The organism is Streptomyces sp. NPDC044571, from assembly GCF_040647115.1.
Lineage (GTDB): Bacteria > Actinomycetota > Actinomycetes > Streptomycetales > Streptomycetaceae > Streptomyces.
Window position 1 is genome coordinate 1 of the sequence record NZ_JBEZBN010000141.1, and the last position, 1,200, is coordinate 1,200.

Here is a 1,200-nt window from a genome sequence, read left to right on the forward strand (position 1 = left end):
TTGAACGCCGATGGGCACGAGCTGGTCGTCAGCTGGCCCGGAGCACTGCCCGAGCCGGTCATCGACGAGTCGCGGGCGCTGTACGAGAACGTCCGCCCGTGCCCATGGCGGCCGCAGCCACAGTCACCCCGCCCGGCCATGGCGTCCGCCCCCACCGGACCGCCTCCACCGGAGGTCTGGCGTGAAGCAGTGAATCATTGCTTCAATCCTTCACATGCCCTACCGACGACCGCCTGCCGTACAGGCCCGCCTCGACGCCCGGCGCGACCGCGTGCTCGAAGCCGCCGTCCGCCTGCTCTCCCGCGAGGGGTACGCCGGCTGCTCGGTCGCCGCCATCGCGGCCGAGGCGAAGATCTCCACCGGCAGCGTCTACCAGTCGTTCTCCGGCAAGTCCGAGCTGGCCGCCGCCCTCTTCCGGACCCTGGTGGCCCGCGAGGTGCAGGCGGTCGCCGCCGCCGCGGACCGGCCCGGAACGGCGGCCGAGCGGGTGGCCGCCGCCGTCGAGACCTTCGCCGCCCGCGCCTTGCAGGCCCCGCGACGCGCCTTCGCCCTGCTGGCCGAGCCCGCCGACCCGGCGGTCGACACCGAACGGCTCGTCTTCCGCCGTGCGTTCCGCGACGTGTACGCCCGGCAGATCGCCGCGGGCGTGGCGACCGGTGAACTGCCCGCGCAGTCACCCGAGTTGACCGCGGCCGCGCTGGTCGGCGCCATCGCCGAAGCGCTCGTCGGGCCGCTCGCCGACGGTGACGCCGCCCCCGGCGAGGTCATCCCCGCCCTGATCACCTTCACCCTGCGTGCCCTGGGAGGACACGATGCCGCAGACGCATGAGGTCACCAACCAGGTGCCCCCGCACCACGGTTACGACGCGGCTGCCGACCCCGCACTGCTGGAGGCGGTCTCCCGCGAGGGTGCGGAGTGGGCCGTACCCGAGATCCACCGCCTGGGCGTCCTCGCCGGCTCGGAGCAGGCCGCGGAATGGGGGCGCCTCGTCAACGAGAACCCGCCGGTGCTGCGCACCCACGACCGCTACGGCCACCGCATCGACGAGGTGGAGTTCCACCCCCACTGGCACGAGCTCATGCGGACCGCCGTCACCCACGGCTTGCACGCCGCACCCTGGGCGGAGGCGCAGCCGGGCCCGCGCGGTGACCGACCTGGACCGACACCCCGTCAAGGAGATGGTGCGGGCGGGCGTGCTC

The 1,200-nt window shown here is 74.0% G+C and carries 1 protein-coding gene and 1 pseudogene; both read left to right on the forward strand.

What is annotated here, in order from left to right; translation table 11 throughout:
* Window positions 1-214 precede the first annotated feature (214 nt).
* Window positions 215-829, forward strand: a complete 615-nt coding sequence (locus AB0B01_RS30820; RefSeq protein ID WP_361726284.1) for a TetR family transcriptional regulator — start codon at window positions 215-217, stop codon at window positions 827-829.
* A pseudogene (locus AB0B01_RS30825) lies at window positions 813-1,200 on the forward strand (hypothetical protein); the annotation flags it as partial. The gene AB0B01_RS30820 and the pseudogene AB0B01_RS30825, both read left to right, overlap by 17 nt.